The organism is Thiobacillus sp. (assembly GCF_030696885.1).
Classification (GTDB): Bacteria; Pseudomonadota; Gammaproteobacteria; order Burkholderiales; family Thiobacillaceae; genus Thiobacillus.
Genome location: NZ_JAUYRI010000009.1, coordinates 59,460 through 75,301, shown reverse-complemented (window position 1 = coordinate 75,301; position 15,842 = coordinate 59,460). Strand labels below are relative to the sequence as shown.

The 15,842-nt window shown below is 63.0% G+C and carries 20 protein-coding genes; 13 read left to right on the top strand and 7 right to left on the bottom strand.

Annotated elements, in window-relative coordinates:
• Window positions 1–213 precede the first annotated feature (213 nt).
• Entirely contained in the window at window positions 214–1,197 is a 984-nt protein-coding gene (locus Q8R61_RS04125; RefSeq protein WP_305534505.1) for an MDR family oxidoreductase, read from the top strand.
• A gap of 70 nt (window positions 1,198–1,267) precedes the next feature.
• Window positions 1,268–1,651, top strand: a complete 384-nt coding sequence (locus Q8R61_RS04120) for a hypothetical protein (RefSeq protein ID WP_305534503.1) — start codon at window positions 1,268–1,270, stop codon at window positions 1,649–1,651.
• Window positions 1,652–1,715: 64 nt separating this feature from the next.
• Here Q8R61_RS04120 and Q8R61_RS04115 read toward each other — a convergent pair whose 3' ends face one another.
• Window positions 1,716–2,285, bottom strand: a complete 570-nt coding sequence (locus Q8R61_RS04115) for an OsmC family protein (RefSeq protein WP_305534501.1) — start codon at window positions 2,283–2,285, stop codon at window positions 1,716–1,718.
• Window positions 2,286–2,442: 157 nt separating this feature from the next.
• On the opposite strand from Q8R61_RS04115, the gene Q8R61_RS04110 reads away from it, so the two are divergent.
• Entirely contained in the window at window positions 2,443–3,456 is a 1,014-nt protein-coding gene (locus Q8R61_RS04110) for a GlxA family transcriptional regulator (protein ID WP_305534499.1), read from the top strand.
• A gap of 62 nt (window positions 3,457–3,518) precedes the next feature.
• On the opposite strand, the gene Q8R61_RS04105 is transcribed toward Q8R61_RS04110, so the two are convergent.
• Window positions 3,519–3,911: a DoxX family protein gene (locus tag Q8R61_RS04105; RefSeq protein WP_305534497.1), complete on the bottom strand. Its 393-nt coding sequence runs from the start codon at window positions 3,909–3,911 to the stop codon at window positions 3,519–3,521.
• 73 nt (window positions 3,912–3,984) lie between these two features.
• On the opposite strand from Q8R61_RS04105, the gene Q8R61_RS04100 reads away from it, so the two are divergent.
• The 4 genes from Q8R61_RS04100 (at window position 3,985) to Q8R61_RS04085 (ending at window position 7,933) form a co-directional block, all read left to right on the top strand.
• Window positions 3,985–4,956 (top strand): Crp/Fnr family transcriptional regulator, encoded by a 972-nt coding sequence (locus Q8R61_RS04100; protein ID WP_371133550.1) that lies wholly within the window; start codon window positions 3,985–3,987, stop codon window positions 4,954–4,956.
• A gap of 72 nt (window positions 4,957–5,028) precedes the next feature.
• Window positions 5,029–5,877: a putative RNA methyltransferase gene (locus Q8R61_RS04095; protein WP_305534495.1), complete on the top strand. Its 849-nt coding sequence runs from the start codon at window positions 5,029–5,031 to the stop codon at window positions 5,875–5,877.
• Window positions 5,878–5,987: 110 nt separating this feature from the next.
• Complete coding sequence (locus tag Q8R61_RS04090; protein WP_305534493.1) at window positions 5,988–6,986, top strand: zinc-dependent alcohol dehydrogenase family protein; 999 nt, start codon at window positions 5,988–5,990, stop codon at window positions 6,984–6,986.
• Window positions 6,987–7,225: 239 nt separating this feature from the next.
• Window positions 7,226–7,933, top strand: coding sequence for a PEP-CTERM sorting domain-containing protein (locus tag Q8R61_RS04085; RefSeq protein ID WP_305534491.1), 708 nt, complete (start codon window positions 7,226–7,228; stop codon window positions 7,931–7,933).
• 64 nt (window positions 7,934–7,997) lie between these two features.
• On the opposite strand, the gene Q8R61_RS04080 is transcribed toward Q8R61_RS04085, so the two are convergent.
• Window positions 7,998–8,588 (bottom strand): alpha-ketoglutarate-dependent dioxygenase AlkB, encoded by a 591-nt coding sequence (locus Q8R61_RS04080; protein WP_305534489.1) that lies wholly within the window; start codon window positions 8,586–8,588, stop codon window positions 7,998–8,000.
• Between the two features lie 383 nt (window positions 8,589–8,971).
• Between Q8R61_RS04080 and Q8R61_RS04075 the strand changes: the two genes are divergently transcribed.
• The 4 genes from Q8R61_RS04075 (at window position 8,972) to Q8R61_RS04060 (ending at window position 11,918) form a co-directional block, all read left to right on the top strand.
• On the top strand, window positions 8,972–9,397 hold the full coding sequence (locus tag Q8R61_RS04075) for a CAP domain-containing protein (protein ID WP_305534487.1): 426 nt from the start codon (window positions 8,972–8,974) through the stop codon (window positions 9,395–9,397).
• A 98-nt stretch (window positions 9,398–9,495) separates the two neighbouring features.
• Window positions 9,496–10,143 carry a class I SAM-dependent methyltransferase gene (locus Q8R61_RS04070; RefSeq protein ID WP_305534485.1) on the top strand — a complete coding sequence of 216 codons (648 nt, stop codon included), beginning with the start codon at window positions 9,496–9,498 and terminating at the stop codon, window positions 10,141–10,143.
• A 6-nt stretch (window positions 10,144–10,149) separates the two neighbouring features.
• Window positions 10,150–10,662, top strand: a complete 513-nt coding sequence (locus Q8R61_RS04065) for a DNA-deoxyinosine glycosylase (RefSeq protein WP_305534483.1) — start codon at window positions 10,150–10,152, stop codon at window positions 10,660–10,662.
• Window positions 10,663–10,781: 119 nt separating this feature from the next.
• Window positions 10,782–11,918 carry a GGDEF domain-containing protein gene (locus tag Q8R61_RS04060; RefSeq protein WP_305534481.1) on the top strand — a complete coding sequence of 379 codons (1,137 nt, stop codon included), beginning with the start codon at window positions 10,782–10,784 and terminating at the stop codon, window positions 11,916–11,918.
• Window positions 11,919–11,931: 13 nt separating this feature from the next.
• On the opposite strand, the gene Q8R61_RS04055 is transcribed toward Q8R61_RS04060, so the two are convergent.
• The 4 genes from Q8R61_RS04055 to Q8R61_RS04040 all read right to left on the bottom strand — a co-directional run bounded on the left by Q8R61_RS04055 (window position 11,932) and on the right by Q8R61_RS04040 (window position 13,983).
• Window positions 11,932–12,777 carry a MipA/OmpV family protein gene (locus Q8R61_RS04055; RefSeq protein WP_305534479.1) on the bottom strand — a complete coding sequence of 282 codons (846 nt, stop codon included), beginning with the start codon at window positions 12,775–12,777 and terminating at the stop codon, window positions 11,932–11,934.
• 138 nt (window positions 12,778–12,915) lie between these two features.
• Window positions 12,916–13,251 (bottom strand): DUF2173 family protein, encoded by a 336-nt coding sequence (locus Q8R61_RS04050; protein WP_305534477.1) that lies wholly within the window; start codon window positions 13,249–13,251, stop codon window positions 12,916–12,918.
• A gap of 29 nt (window positions 13,252–13,280) precedes the next feature.
• The gene (locus Q8R61_RS04045; protein WP_305534474.1) at window positions 13,281–13,613 is read right to left on the bottom strand and encodes a DUF2173 family protein; all 333 of its coding nucleotides are present in this window, start codon (window positions 13,611–13,613) and stop codon (window positions 13,281–13,283) included.
• Window positions 13,597–13,983: a DUF2173 family protein gene (locus tag Q8R61_RS04040; RefSeq protein WP_305534472.1), complete on the bottom strand. Its 387-nt coding sequence runs from the start codon at window positions 13,981–13,983 to the stop codon at window positions 13,597–13,599. Before Q8R61_RS04040 ends, Q8R61_RS04045 begins: the two co-directional genes overlap by 17 nt.
• A 394-nt stretch (window positions 13,984–14,377) precedes the next feature.
• On the opposite strand from Q8R61_RS04040, the gene Q8R61_RS04035 reads away from it, so the two are divergent.
• A complete protein-coding gene (locus Q8R61_RS04035) occupies window positions 14,378–15,043 on the top strand; it encodes an OmpA family protein (protein WP_305534470.1) in 666 nt (221 codons plus the stop codon).
• A 236-nt stretch (window positions 15,044–15,279) separates the two neighbouring features.
• A complete protein-coding gene (locus Q8R61_RS04030; protein WP_305534468.1) occupies window positions 15,280–15,738 on the top strand; it encodes a glycine zipper 2TM domain-containing protein in 459 nt (152 codons plus the stop codon).
• The last annotated feature ends 104 nt before the right edge of the window (window positions 15,739–15,842 follow it).

Sequence of the window (15,842 nt, the reverse complement as noted above, 5' to 3'; positions counted from 1 at the left end):
CGTCCGATAAAACAACCGCGGCTTCGGAGCCCTTTTCTCTCTGATCGGGTCCGCCTTTGCACCCCCGATTTCGGCACCCTGCAGCAAAGGCTCGGCTTGGAGACGCAGCGTTTAGACACGACCCGCAATATCCAACGGTCCAACCATGACGGGCTTTCAATGGGCTTTGCCCGCTGGCGTCTCGTCGCGCTTTAACGGAGAAACCCCCATCCCATGTTCAAAGGAATCTTGATCGAGAAGGACGAGGCGGGCTACCGCGCCGCGCTGACGGACCTCGACGAGGGACGCTTGCCCGAGGGCGATGTAACGGTGCGGGTGAGCCATTCGACGCTCAACTACAAGGACGCGCTGGCGATCACCGGCAAGGGGCCGGTGGTGCGCGCGTTTCCGATGGTGCCCGGCATCGATCTGACCGGCACGGTGGCGCATTCGACGCACCCCGATTACAAGGCGGGCGACGCGGTGATCCTGAATGGCTGGGGCGTGGGCGAAACGCATTGGGGCGGCCTGGCGCAAAAGGCGCGCGTAAACGGCAACTGGCTGGTGCCGCTGCCGGCGCAATTCACGCTGCAGCAGGCGATGGCCATAGGCACGGCGGGCTATACCGCGATGCTGTGCGTGCTGGCGCTGGAGCGGCATGGCGTGACGCCGGCCGATGGGGAGATTGTGGTGACCGGCGCGGCCGGCGGCGTGGGCAGCGTGGCGACGGCAGTGTTGACCCGGCTGGGTTACCGCGTGGTCGCGGTGAGCGGCCGGCCGGCAGAGACCGACTACCTCAAGCAGCTGGGTGCGGTGGAAGTGCTGGACCGTGCGACGTTCGCGACGCCCGGCAAGCCCCTGGGCCGCGAGCGCTGGGCCGGTGCGGTGGACGTGGTCGGCAGCCACACGCTGGCGAACGTCTGCGCGACGACAAAATATCGCGGTGTGGTCACGGCCTGCGGGCTCGCAGGCGGCATGGATTTCCCGGGCACCGTCGCGCCGTTCATCCTGCGCGGCGTGACGCTGGTGGGCATCGACAGCGTGATGTGTCCCCGGCCCGAGCGGCTCGAAGCCTGGCGACGCCTGGCCAGCGATCTCGATGTCGCGAAGCTGGCCACGATCAGCCAGGAAGTCGGCCTCTCAGACGTGCTGCCCCTCGCCTCGAAGCTGCTCAACGGCGAGGTGCGGGGCCGGGTGATCGTGGACGTCAACCGCTGACGTTTTCGTTCGCGCGTCCCACAGGCTGTCCGCACCAAAACTCATGGGCGCCGCTGTAAACTTCAGCCCCATGCAAACCCTTTTTTCCCTGATCGAATCCCCCTTCCCTCCCGATTTCAGCGCCCTGTACCAGAAGCTGGGCATCGTGGCGGAGCGCTTCGACACGGCCCGCAATCTCCATCGGGCCTTGCAGAAGCAGCCGCCCGATTTCTTCGTCGGCGAGTTCGTCTACGGCTGGGGCAACAACTACGCGGGCGCCAACGTCTCCAATCTGGACGTCACGATCCGGACGCTGCAACGCTTTGCGCCGCAGGCGAAGGTCATCGTGTTCATGCATCCGCGTGAAGAAGACCATATCGGCAAGCTGCTGGAACTGTTTCCCGTCCATGCCGTGTTGACCTACCCGGTGAGCGAGCAGGCGATGCAGGCAACGTTACGGGGCCCGGATTCCTGATCCAGCCCCGCCGGTAGAACGCCGCTCGGCGCCAGGATGAGGCCCGGCGCCGAGTCACGAGGGCTCAGTACGTCTCGACCCTGACCTCGACCGGCAGCGAGTTCGACACGATGTCGTACACCGGCGAGTACTTGGCGAGCTCGCGCAGCACCGGCGCGGAGGCCTCGGACTTCACGCGCATGACGACGCGAATGGTGGAAAAGCCCTTGCGGACGGTATTCGACAGGCCGAGGAAGCCGCGTAGGTCGAGGTCACCCTCCAAATGCGAATCGATGGCCTCGACGGTGATGCCGCGCGCAGCGGCGTGGTAGGCCATGGTGGTGGTGAGGCAACCGATCAGCGCGTGCAGTACATACTCGACGGGGTTGGGGTTGTCGTCGCGGCCGAGCAGGACAGCTGGCTCGCCGTTGTCGAGCTCGAAGGCGCGCGCGTGCGGAATGTCCTGCAAGGCGCCGTGGAAGTCGTCGATGGTGCTGTGATTGTGGTCGCCGCCCTTCCAGCTGTTCCTGGCGCGGAACTGGAACCGGGCGATGTCCGGATTGGCCTTGACGGCATCGATGGTGGCGAAGAGCGCGGTGACGTCGACGCCGTTGCGGACAATAGCTTGGGCGGCGGCAAGGTTGGCGTGGGACATGATGTTTCTCCTTTGACGGTTGACGGGTGAGTTCGCCGCGCCCCGCAGCGTGAGCGGTATCGAACGGCGTATGGGTACGATAAATCCCGGCCGACTTTTGGATAAGCTGGATTCCTGACAGAATCGGTTCATTCGTGCCACTCATTGCAGGAGAGCCATGACCCGCGCACCCTCCCCCGTACAAACCGCGATCGTTGCCGTGCCGGAGACCGCGGGCTCGGCGCTGTACGGCATGATCGACGTGCTGTCGGCGGCCGGAAACCTTTGGCAGACGCTGGTGGGGGTCGAACCAGAAAAGCGGGTGTTCGACGTGCGAATCGTGTCGCCTTCCCGCGAGCCCTTTCGCTGCGGCAACGCGATTCCGGTCAGCCCGGATGCGTCGGTGGACGACGACCCGCAGGCGGACATCGTGATCCTGCCGGAAATCTGGCTGGGGCCGGACGAGTCGACCAAGGGCCGCCATCCGGCGCTGATCGAGTGGGTGCGGCGCCGCTACCGCAGCGGGGCAACGCTGTATTCGGCGTGTTCGGGCGCGGTGCTGCTGGCGGAGACCGGCCTGCTCGACGGCTGCGACGCCACCTCACACTGGGGCTACGAGACGCTGTTCCGCAAGCAATACCCTAATGTGCGCTTCCGTCCTGACCCCAACCTCGCCTTCGCCGACCCGGCCGGCCGCATCGTCACTGCGGGTGGCACCACTTCATGGCACGACCTGGCGCTGCACATCATTGCGCGCCACGCGAGCCCCGGCGAGGCAATGCGCATCGCCAAGGTCTATCTGCTCAAGTGGCACGGCGAGGGGCAGTTGCCCTATGCCGCGCTGGTGCGGCGCGACCCGCACGCCGACGCCGTGGTGCGCGCCTGCGAGAACTGGCTGGCCGAGCACTTCCGCGAGCATGACGCGCTGGAACAGGCGGTGTGCCGCAGCGGCATTCCGGAACGCACGCTGAAGCGACGATTCAAGCAGGCCACCGGCACGACACTGATCGAGCGCCTGCAGAACGAACGCATCGAATACGCGAAAGAACTGCTGGAGAGCGGCGCGCTGCCGGTGGACGAGATCAGCGTCGAGGCCGGTTACGATGACGCCTCGTTCTTTCGCCGGCTGTTCAAGCGCCGCACCGGGCTGTCGCCCAGCCAGTATCGGCGCATGTTCCAGTTGCCGTCATGAAGAGCCCGCGGCCTCAATGGTCGGGGGAGATTCGTCTGTGAAACGGCTTGCGGCGTGTGTGCTCAGCGCTGGTTGACGCCGAACCGCCCGGGGCCCATGACCATCAGTGCAATCGCGGTGAACAGGAACATGCCCTGCAATTCCAGCGCCCAGCCGCCTGTCTGGGTGAGGATCGTGAGTTCGCTGGTGTGTGCAAGCGCGATGGCGAAGAGCATGTTGATGGCGATCAGGGCGGCGCCGATGCGCGCATAGAAACCGATGATGAGCAGCAGCGGCCCCACCACTTCACCTACGTAGACGCCGTAGGCGACAAATGCGGGCATGCCCATGCTGGTGACCATGCCCTCGATCGGCTCGATGCCGTGGGTGAGCTTGGCAATGCCGTGGAGCAGGATCAGGATTCCAAGGGTCAGACGCAAAATCAGCTTGCCGGTGTCGTTCAAATCATTGTGCATCGCGATGCTCCTCCTGGTTGGGACTTCGGTTTGCATGCGGACATTCGATACCCGCGCTCACTGAGTCTAGCCAATGGAATGGCGCCGTCCAGCGGACCGGCTGGACATTCGGCTGGGCGGAGACCGTTTTTGCACGATGCTTCCAGTGGCTCTGGTTTCTGGCGTATTACGAAAAGCTCGAGCTCCCCAGTACACTCCTGAAATGCTCACCCGAATGGGGGAAGACAGCGTGGGGAAACAACGCCTGAACGGGACCGAACTCACGTCAACTCAACGAACTTCACGCTCGAACAAACCAGACATGTCAAAAAAGGTAATCGCGGACGCTTCGCCCCCGGATCCAAAGCAAAACCGCATCCTGGCAGCCCTTCCCGCGCGGGATTACGAGCGACTGTTGCCCAATCTTGAACTCGTGGAGATGCCATTGGGATGGACGATGTCGGAGTCGGGAGACCATGTGAATTATTTGCATTTCCCGACCAGCGGCATTGTCTCGCTGATGTATTCCCTGGAAGACGGTTCCTCCAGCGAAACCGCGCTGGTGGGTGACGAGGGGATGGTCGGCATTTCCATTTTCATGGGGGGCGAGAGCATGCCTACCAGCACGGAAGTGCAAAGCGCAGGCCATGCTTACCGACTCAGCCGGAAAGTGATGAAACAAGAATTCGCCTTGGGCGGTGAACTGCAACATGTGGCCCTGCTTTTCACGCAGGCACTGATTTGCCAGACCTCCCAAACTGCAGTGTGCAACCAACACCATTCACTGGATCAGCAATTGTGCCGATGGCTTTTGATGAGCATGGATCGATTGCATAGCGATGAAGTCGTGATCACCCAAAAGACGATTGGAGAGTTATTGGGTGTACGCCGGGAGAGCGTGACCCAAGTTGTTGGACAGTTGCAAAAAGACGGATTGCTTGTGCGCACACGCGGTCGCATCACCGTGCTGGATCGCCCCAAACTGGAAAAGCGAGTGTGTGAGTGCTATGCGGTGGTTAAGGATGAGTATGAGCGCTTGCTCCCGCACGGCCGAAGTTCTAAGTAGATGGGAGCAATACGGGATGCGGGACAGACCCCGGTTTTCGCACCCTCACCTGAGCTCGCCGGACAATAGCCAATGAGCATCACCCCTTTCCAGGCACTGGCCTGTCCGCTGGACGGTACGCCCCTGCATTGCACGGGTTCCGCCTGGGCCTGCGCGTCCGGCCACAGTTTCGACATCGCCAGCCAGGGTTACACCAACCTGTTGCCGGTGCAGCACAAGCGCTCGCGCGATCCGGGCGACAGCAAGGAAATGGTTGCGGCGCGGCGGCGTTTTCTGACGGCGGGCTTTTACCAGCCGATTGGCGCTGCGGTGAGCCGGGCGGTGCTGGCCGATCTGCCGGCTGACGCACACATCAGCTGTCTCGATGCCGGCTGTGGCGAAGGCTATTACATGCGCCAGCTGGCCGCAGCGGTGGGCGACGAAAAAACGCTGGCGCTGCTGGGACTGGATATTTCCAAATGGGCGGTGTTGTCGGCGGCGAAGCAGGACAGGCGGCCCAGCTGGGTGGTGGGCAGCAACGCCAACCTGCCGGTGCTGTCGGGCACGCTGGATCGCGTGCTGTGCATGTTCGGCTTCCCGGTGTATGCGGAGTTTGCGCGGGTGCTGAAGCCGGGCGGCCTGCTGGTGCAGGTCGATGCCGGGCCCGATCATCTGCGCGAACTGCGCGAAATCATCTACCCCAGCCTGAAGCCGGAGCGCCCGCCCGACCTGCAAACCCCGGCAGGTTTCAGCCGCCTGCCGACGGAGACGCTGCGCTTCGCTATCGAGCTGACCAGTGCCGGGCAGATTGCCGACCTGCTGGCAATGACGCCGCATCTCTTCCGTGCCAGTGCCGAGGGCCGCGCTGCGGCCGCTGCGTTGACGACGCTGTCGCTCAGCGTGGATGTTCGGCTGACGTGTTTTGAACGGGGCCTGCGCTAGAAAATACCGCCACGACGGCCGGACAGCTCGATCAGGCGTTGGTTGACTGGACAGGCAACGATCCATCGCTATCCTTGAGCGCACCGTACGCCAACCGGGAGGAACGAAACATGAAAGCGATTGTGATGCACGCGCCTGGCGCGCCTCAGGTTCTCCGCCTTGCCGACATGCCGACCCCGCAGATCACGCATGACACAGAACTGCTGGTGCGTCTCAAGGCGGCCGGGGTCAATCCCATCGACACCAAGCTGCGCGCTCGCGGCACCTACTACCCCGAGCGCATGCCCGCCATCCTCGGCTGCGACGGCGCGGGCGTGGTCGAGGCCGTCGGCGCAAACGTGAGTCGCTTCAAGCCGGGCGACGCCGTCTACTTCTGCAACGGCGGCATTGGCGGCCATCCCGGCACCTACGCCGAGTACGCGGTGGTGGACGCGCGCTTCGCGGCGCGCAAGCCGGCCAGCCTGGACGTTAACCAGACCGCCGCCGCGCCGCTGGTGCTCATCACCGCCTGGGAAGCCCTGTACGACCGCGCCCGGATGACGGCTGGCCAGACCGTGCTGATCCATGCCGGTGCGGGTGGCGTGGGCCACGTCGCCATTCAACTGGCCAAGGCGGCGGGCTGCCTTGTGCTCACCACCGTCGGCTCCGCCAGCAAGGCCGCGTTCACCAGACAACTGGGGGCCGATGAAGCCATTTCCTACCGCGACACCGATTTCGTCCCGGCCGTTCTGAACCTGACCCAGGGCCAGGGCGCCGACATCGTGTTCGATACCGTCGGCGGCGCCACCTTCAATCACAGCTTTGCGGCCGTCCGCCCCTACGGCGATCTCGTCACCCTGCTCCAGCCCGGCACGGACACCGAATGGAAGACCGCCCGCCTGCGCAACCTGCGCGTCAGTCAGGAACTGATGCTCTCCCCCATGCTCTTCGGCTGGACCGAAGCCCAGCAGCATCAGGCGTGGATACTCGAACAAGGCGCAGCGCTGTTCGATGCAGGCACGCTGCGCGTTCACGTCGACAGGATCCTGCCGCTGGCTAAAGCCGCGGAGGCGCATCGTTTGATCGAAGCCGGCGAGCTCACCGGCAAGGTGGTCCTCGCCATCGACTGAGCCCCTCTGAGGCGCACGCTGCGTATTCCGCCCGGTGGTTCTACTTTGTCGGATTTCTTTACATTACCTACATCATCAATCGCGTGATACGAATCTAGAACCTTGTTTTATCTTGACTAAGCCTATGACAACCGAGATGGCATGACTGGTGCTTAACTGGCTGCCGTCGGTAGAGATAATAACTAAGGCGGATTGAACAACCTCATGTCCGATGTTCATTTATTTGGAGAGAATCCGCCATGCAAACGGTCAACGACAAAACAACGAAATCCAGCTTGAGCGCGCTGATGCCTGCCCTCACATTGCTTTTTATGGCGCTTTTTTCGCAAGCGGCCAATGCACTTCTGCTTCAAATCGACCCCACCCGCAGTGAGATCCTCTCCGTCCCGTCGTTCATCCTATTTTGCACAGTTGATCAAACCGGTGAACTGGTTTGCCCGGAGCCATCCCAGTCACAGCCTCAAAAATTTATGCTCACGGGCAACATTGATGTCCACGTGATTCACGAGAATTTTGATTTCGGTGCGGGATATCCAGTCGTAGACAGAGATTTGTTGTATTTGAAAATGATGGGGCTTTCCACTGACGCACTGGCTCAAGGCTTTTACCTGGACGTCGATTTGGCACTGATGAACGGAGAGACATTCGAAGCGCGGAGCGATCCGTGTTTCTTGTTCGTTGGCCCCGGATCGTGTAGCGGGTGGGTAATTGGAGGACCCAGTGACTCGCAAGGAACATGGGACGGGCACACGCTCACTTGGCGTGGCTACAGGGCACCCTATTTCGACTTTGTTACTTCCACGAATATCGACGGTTTTAATTTCACGATCGTCGCGACAGCCGTTCCGGAACCTGGAACCCTGTCCCTCCTGCTCGTTATGTTGCCACTCATGGTTTTCGGGATGACCAGGCAGAGTCGCAGCCTCTTTGCGTCGCGTGGAATCTAACGCTAACGCTCCGATCCCATTCTCACAGCGGCATGCTTGCATGCGTTGCTAGCACGACACGTCTTCACCCTTCCCGCAGCGTACGAAACGTGATCGAGTAGCGCAGCGCGTTCACCGGCGGAATGCTGTGCTCCCACAGCGTCCGCGCCAGACCGTTCAAGAGGTAAGCAGACCGTGGTGCAGCCGTCAGATTGATTCGCGCCCAGCTGTCACCCGTCGCCCGCCTGAAGCGAAAGACGCAAGGGGCCAAGAGCGATATGCCGACGACCTGGCCATACACCGGCTTGTCCCGGTGCCAGCCGATGCCGGCGCCCGGGCTGTATTCCGTGACGAGTATCTGCTGCAGCGCTTCCGGCGCCACTGCGGCGAATGCGGCAGCGGTCGCGCGGAGGTCGCGCAGGAAGTCGGGAATGGGCGCTGCTTCGCGAAGCTGGCGCCCGGAAAAGTCGTATTGCCAACCGAAGGAGACCACGCGGCGCTTGCCGGTATAGCCGTGGAACTCGAATGCGCGGAAAGGCAATTCGCGCACGCGCGCAAGGAGCGCGGCTTCGTCAGCCGCGCCCAGCAGCTCAGGCTGGTACCGAAAACCCTCGGGGTATTCCGGCTCCGGCCGCGGCGTCTCTACAGCGTTGAAAAGCTCAAACTGTGCAGTCATGAGGCGTCTGCCGTTTCATTTCTGTCCTCCACTGGGCGGGTCGTCAACGGCGGGATGCGCGTGTCGCGCCCGTCCCCTGGGGAGAAACGTAGGGCGTTCGATTTTGCCGCTCCAATAGCGATCAATACCTGATTATGTAGGAACGCGTCGATACCGCGCGCGCCCTTTCGTCTGCGTCAACGGAAACCAAAAGGCATGCGGGCGACTCCATCCGAGGTCTGTCCCGGCATGAAAGGCGTCCCATGTATCGCCCTGTGATTCGCTTGATCCCGCTGGTTTTCGCGTTGCTCGGCGGATGCGCGGAGCCGCTGCCGGCCCGCTCTACCGACCCTGACCGCGTGAGCCCAGCGCCCGCTGTCAGCTCGGACCTTAAGCCGACGCAAATGAAACCGACCGATATCCGCGCAATACTTACCCACCACAATGCGGTGCGCGCCGATGTGGGCGTGGCACCGCTGCGCTGGGATGAGGGGCTCGCCGCGCAGGCACAGCAGTGGGCCGATCACCTGGCGGCCAATGGCTGCCGCATGCGGCATCGTCAGCCCAACCGCTACGGCGAAAACCTCTTCCAGGGAACCGCCAGCCATTACCGAGCGATCGATGCCGCTCACGGATGGGAAAGCGAGAAGGCACGCTATCGCGGCGGCGTCATCACCAAAAACAATTACCGGCAGATCGGCCACTACACCCAGATGGTCTGGCGCGGCACCACCCGGTTGGGATGCGGCGAGGCGATCTGCAACGCCACCCGGCTGGTGGCCTGCAATTACGATCCACCGGGCAATACGCTGGGGCGCACCCCTTACTGATGACGACCGCTTCGGCAGTACAGGACCGCGAGGGCCGTGCGCGCGACAGTGACGCAGAGACGATGCAATCACACGGCATCCCATTTACCATTCACCCCATGACTACCCAGCCCACCCAACTCGACGCCGCCCACTTCGACAGTAAAGCCCGCCAATGGGACGATAACCCGCTGTTCCGCGAACGCGGGCTGAAGATCGCCGACGCCATCCGCCAGGCGGTGCCGCTGAATCGTGGCATGACCGCGCTCGACTACGGTTGCGGCACGGGCCTGCTGTCGTTTCCGCTGAAGGATGAGCTCGGCGCCATCCTGATGGCGGACAGCTCGGGCGGCATGCTCGAGGTGGTGGACGAGAAGATCGCGGCGCAGGGCGTCACCAACATGACGACGCTGCAACTCGATCTGATGGCCGACCCGGCGCCGACGCAGCGCTTCGACCTGATCATGACCGCGATGACCTTGCACCACGTGCCGGACACGGACCGGATCCTGTCCATCTTCCACGACCTGCTGAACCCCGGCGGATATCTGTGCATCGCCGATCTCGACCAGGAAGACGGCTCGTTTCACGGCCCGGAGGTCGACGTGCACCACGGTTTCGATCGCGCCGAGCTGAGCCGGCGCGCCGCCCAGGCGGGCTTCGCCGCAGTGCAGTTTCAGACGGTGTTCAGCATTGCAAAGGAACACGACAGCGGAACTCAGGACTACCCGGTGTTCCTGATGACCGCGCGGCGCGAAGACGCGTAGGCGCGCGTGGTTTCGACCGGGTTTCCGCCAATTGCCGACGCGCACGCCCGGGTGCTGATACTCGGCAGCCTGCCGGGGCAGGAATCGCTGCGGCAGCAGCAGTACTACGCGCAGCCGCGCAATGCGTTCTGGCCCCTGATGGGACGGCTCTTCGGCGCCGGCCCCGAATTGCCCTACGACGAACGCACGCGGCGCCTGATCCTGAGCGGGGTTGCGCTGTGGGACGTGTGCGCGGCCGCCCACCGCCCCGGCAGCCTGGATGCCGCGATTCGTCCCGATAGCGTGGTGCCCAACGATTTCGCGCCGTTCATCGCGGCCCATCCACAGATCCGGCTGATCGCCTTCAACGGATCGAAGGCCGCCGAGCTCTATCGCCGGGCCGTACTGCCCGGCCTGCCCGCCGCCCTCCAGGCCATCCGCTGTGAAACGCTGCCGTCCACCAGTCCGGCGCATGCATCGATGACGCAGGAGGACAAGCTGGCGCGCTGGTCGATTCTTCTAAACGGTATGGAAGCCTGAAGGACCACGCTAGAATGTCCGCCGACTGTGTATCCGCACGGCTCTGGCGGCAAGCGATGAAACATTCGGAAGCCGCCCCCGCAAGGCAACCAGGCACACAATATAAACACCCTATTTAGATGCCGCCCCCGTTAATCATCCTGATCAGCTCGTGCTTCATGGCCCTGGCCATGAGCGTGGTGCTGCTGGTCATTGCCCGGACCTTCCCCAAAAACATTCGGGGCTTGCGGGAGTGGGGCGTGTCGGTGCTGGTCATTGCGCTGGCCATTCCGCTGTTCGTCGCCCGCGACACGATACCGGACCTGTTCAGCATCATCGCGGCCCAGCTGATGCTGCTGCTCGGCTTCATGCTCATGAACGCCGGCACACGGAAGTTTGCCGGGGTGGCGCCCCGCGATAACTCGGTGCAGCTGTTCTGGTTTGTGCTGGCCTATGTGGGCCTCTTTGTGTGGTTCACCTATGTGCAGCCGAGCGTGGCGATGCGGCTTGCGACCCTGAGCGCGTTCACGCTGGTGGTGCTGCTGGACCAGCTGGTGCTGGTGCTGAAAAAACTGCCCAACACCACGGGGCGCGCCATTCTGCTGTTTGCACTCGCCGTCCTGATCGTCTCGCGGGTCGTGCGCCTGGGCGGCCTGATGCTGGGCTTCGAGGCGCCCACCAGTCTGCTGGATGAATCGACCTCGCAGCTTTTCTACATGGCGCTGCCGTCCGTGATGATTCCGATCGGGACGATCAGCTTCATCATGCTGGCGTCCGAAAGGCTGCGCCAGGACCTGGAATACATGAGCCGCCATGACGACCTGACTCAGTGCCTCAACAAGAAGGCGGCGGTCGACGAACTCGAGCGCGAAATCGCCCGCGTCCGGCGCCATGGAAACAAGCTGACCATCATGCTGATCGACCTCGACAAGTTCAAGGACATCAACGATACCCACGGCCACCTTGCGGGCGACAGGGTGCTGGTGGATTTTGCGGAACGCGCCAAAAAGGCATTGCGGGCAACCGACCGGCTCACCCGGTTTGGCGGGGATGAATTCATGGCCATCCTGCCCGACACCGATCTCGAACACGCCCAGCTGGTGGCACGGCGCTTTCATGAAGCGGCCAGCGAAAGCGAGCCCATTGCCTGGTCGGTCAGCATCGGCATGTCGGAATGGCGGGGCAATGACGACACGCTGGACGACCTGCTGACGCGCGGAGACCAGGCCCTCTACCAGTCCAAAAAACTGGGGCGCAGCCAGACGCAGGCCATCTAGTCTCGGCGCCGCCTTATTCCTCGGCGTCGACCCGCCGGGTCGATTCCTTGAACACCCAGCTCAGCGCAAGCCCGACCGAGACGGCGTCGGATTGCTTCACCAGCGGGCTGTCCTCGATCACCGATCCGGCCAGCGTGTCGTAGCGCAGGAAGCCGCCGACCCACCAGCGCGGAAAGCGCCTGGTCAGGGTGAGCGTGACCTGCGCACCGGAATAGCCGCCCGACGCGTCATAAGCGGGACGGCCTGCGAGGGCTTCGGCGGGGCGCACGCCATAGAAATACGCGTTGTATTCACGGTCATTGAAATAGGGGCCGGCCTGCATGCCAAGATTCCAACCGGCGTGGCCGGCCGGGTCGCGGATCTGCAGCAGCAGGTTGGGTGAGAACAGCCAGCCGATCTGCTCGGGGCCGGACGCGACGGTGATGGCGGTGCGCACCGGCGCCCGCACGTCCAGCCGCATTCTGCGATCGGCCGATTGCCACAGGCGGGCGTTGACGGTGGGGCCCAGTTCGACGGCGGGGTCGAGGTCGGCCATGCCCTGGCGCACCGGATCGTCGTCGCTGCTGACCGGCAGGCTGCCGTTGAGGCTGACGTTGACCTCCAGCCACTCGCTGTCGAACAGCAGACCGCGCAGGCCGTCGCTGTCCGCTCTCAGCACTTCACCCCGATAGATCAGATAGGGCATCGGCAACACTGTAGTCTGCCTTGCATCCGAGCCGCGATAGTTGGGCAAGTTGAGGACCGCCAGCCCGGCGCCCACTTCCCACAGCGGACGCATCTCGGCATGGGCCGCCGGCATGGCCAGCACGCTCGCAATAAAAATGGCTGTGCGCGCAGCGTGCACGATCGGTTTCTGCATCAGGCACTGTCCTTGGGTTTTCGTGTGATCCGGCCGCACAGAATACCGCAGAGCGGGGCCGCGTCACCTGGATGATCCCGCTCAACATCCATGCCATCGGCTGCACCGCGGGCGTCTGCGTGAGTCCCCCCGATCCGGCTAGTTATGGGCAATTTCCTTCAGGCTGCGAAACACGTCATTAAATGAAACGTCGCGATTGCGCACCAGGCAGGCCACTTCGGCCACGGCGCAGATCGACAGCTCATCGCCCACCATCATCCAGCCGCGGGACGGCCAGCCGTCGGCGCCGGACAGCGTCATCAGCATGTCGCTGTTGTGCTGCATGATGCGGCCGTTCGCGTAGCACAACTCGGCGGCCAGTTGCGGATCGATCGGGTCCAGGTCTCCCGCCGCGGCGGCCAGGCTGCCGTCGTCCAGAAAACGCAAGGTGGCGACGACCCCCTTGAGCTGAGACAGGCTCTCCAGATTTTGCATGGTGCACGCTCCTTCCGTGGATGCCCGGTTCAGGCCGCGGCGGTGAAGCGCCGGTACGCCGCGTCGTAATCAAACAGTTTGCTGTCCGCCAGGATCGCCGTGCCGTCCATGCCCATCACCACGTAATCCAGGGTCACAAAGGCAAAGCCGCGTTCGGGCAGAAAGCCCTGCTGGCCGGTCAGTTTGGTCCAGCCTGTGGCCTGCATGCGGTAGATCGCCATGTTGGCGGCACACATCTGGGCAACGATTTCTGCAAAATCCTGCTTCAGCTCGCCCCGCACCTGGCCGAGTTCGCCCTTGCAGGAAAACTCGATCGCGCCGTACACCCCCGGCAAGCGCATCAATTCATCCAATGTTGGCATTTGGCTCTCCTTTACCACCCGGTTTGATCGGCTCGGTGACTGCCGCTTCCGTCATCGCCCTGAACACGTCATTGAATGAGGTGAACTGCGCCTGCACGATGCAGGTGCTGTCGTGAACCGTGACGAGGGACATGTCGGGACCCCAGGTCATCCAGCCATAAGAGCTGTCCCAGCCCGGCTTGCCGGCCAGGCGACCCAGCAGGCTGCACTGCATCTCCAGTGTCATGGTGATGGCGGCGCACAGGCTTGCCATTTCCGCAGCCTCGGCTGGGGTCAATTCGCCATCGGTTTCTTCCAGGTAACCCTTTCTGGAATAGAGCGCAGCAGCCACCGCGCCGGGCAGTTTCACCAGTTCGGTTGTTCTTGACATGGCCCCTCCGAAAATTCTCCATCAGGAACAAGTATAGGAATTAAGCAATTTTTTTCTGCGGCCCCTATAACCCGCTTCCTGCCTGAACCGCGTTGTAACCCCGAAACAGCCGCCCAGACAAGCAGGCAGATCACGGCTGCTCAGCCCGCATCCCTGCTGGCCCTGGGCCCCAATCTGCCCATCGGGCACCCTCCGCCGGCCTGACAATTGAAGGATTCTTCTGACAAAGAGTGAATCTGTCCGCTGACAAGCAAAAACGCATGAATGCGCTAAATTTAAATTATCCGATGCCGCTGATCCGACCCAGGCCATGCCCCTGTGGCTTGACCGAAGGCGCGGCAAGGTGAACTTCCAGGGAAAGCGATTTCGATTCAATAATCAAAGGAGCCTGAAAATGCGAACCACCCATTTGCTGATTTGCGCCAGTGCGGCGACCCTCATGTCCGGTAGCGCCATTGCGTCACAGCATTCCGCACTTGGCGTGTTCTATGACCCCAGCAATGCGGCCAGCCCCACCGGGAAAACCACCGGTTACGAGCTTTTCAGGACCATCGGCTGCCCCGGACGTGCCTTGCTCGATACGCCCTGCCCGGTTCCGCCGGAAAAGGCCCCTGAACCTGTCGTCGAGAGCCCGCCCCCCGCGCCTGCACCCGAGCCGGCTGCACTTGCCCCGGCTGCCGCACCCGCGCCGACCCCCGCCCCGGCACCCGCCCCGGCACCCCTCCGCCTGGTACTGGATGATGTGAACTTCGACTTCGACAAGGCCAGCTTGCGGCCGCAAGCCTATCCCAAGCTTGACGCAGCGGCAGAAAGCCTGAAAGAGTGGGGCGACGGCAAGGTCGAAGTGGCAGGCCACACCGACAGTCGCGGCAGTGACGCCTACAACATGGATCTGTCGCTGCGCCGTGCCGAATCGGTTCGCGATTATCTCGTCACCAAGGGCATCCCGTCGGATCGCCTGGTGATCAAGGGATATGGCGAGTCCCAGCCGGTCGCGGACAACGCAACCGACGAAGGCCGCTTCCAGAACCGTCGGGTTGAACTGCATCCGATGAAGTAAGGAGGAAGTCATCCCGCGCATGCCGCCGCCTCATCCGGAACCCGGTTTCCGGATGAGGCGGCGGTCTTGTTTCGGGATGCACGGCCCACCCGCCGGGAGACAAACGGCGGTAATGGGACGCGGCTTTTTCCTACGCGTTCGAGTCCTGTTTTCTGTCCCCGGAACAAGGCGAACCCGGATAGTCGAATCAGGGCGGCTTACTGATACTGAAGTCTTCTCACACTGAGGGGCGAATCATGAACACACTCAAACGCGTGCTGCCTGTCCTGTTGGGCGCGGTCCTGGCCGCCGGCTGTTCTGACATGCCCACCAAGGACACGACCACATACGGGACCACCACTGGCAGCGTTGCAACCCAGACGGACCGGCGCGGAACGATCGCCTCGCTGGAAAACGTCGAGGTGGACGCCGATTACAAACTTGGCGTAGGCACCGCGGTGGGCGCTGTAGCTGGCGGCATCCTCGGCTCGGCTGTGGGTGACAGCAAGATGGCCACCGCGGTGGGCGCCGTCCTCGGCGGCGCCGCAGGGACCTACGGCGAAACCAAGGTCAGGGACAAGACGGTGCAGCAGGTGAGCGTCGACATGCGCACCGGTGGCCGCGTGACCATTGTGCAGCCGGTGGACGCGCGCCTGCGCACCGGCATGCAGGTCATTGTGGAAGGCAGCGGAGAAAACGCCCGCGTGGTGCCGTAATACGCCTGCCTGCCGGCTCGCCCGGCAGGCCATCGAAGTAACGACTGAATGGCGGCCCCGGTTTTCCGGGGTCGTAATCATGCCCATGCAATTAACAACGTTCA